The 212-nt window shown below is 38.7% G+C and carries 1 protein-coding gene; it reads left to right on the top strand.

The genetic code is table 11. The annotated features are described in order from the left end of the window. Positions 1-2: 2 nt before the first annotated feature. Positions 3-212, top strand: a 210-nt coding sequence (locus tag ACM615_RS24275) for a DUF6787 family protein (protein WP_431012691.1), incomplete at its 3' end; no start/stop codon positions are given.

Raw genomic sequence — 212 nt, 5'->3', positions numbered from 1 at the left:
CGATAACCGGTTCTACGTCGGCTTGGCTATCAAAGCCTGTTTGTTTTTGGTTGGGAATTATGAAAGAAGACTTCGGCTTTTGGTACACACTAGTTCGATTGCTTATAATTTTCCCGTTATACCAAGTACTCTTGGTCTTGATAGGATTTCTATTAGGGCAATTTAAATTCTTTTGGGCATTTGAAAAGAAGATGCTGAGAAGTATGGGATTG

It is taken from the genome of Rahnella sp. PAMC25617 (genome assembly GCF_050606005.1).
GTDB lineage: Bacteria > Pseudomonadota > Gammaproteobacteria > Enterobacterales > Enterobacteriaceae > Rahnella > Rahnella variigena.
The sequence above is the reverse complement of the archived record's forward strand: the minus strand, read 5'-3'. Positions and strand labels throughout refer to the sequence as shown.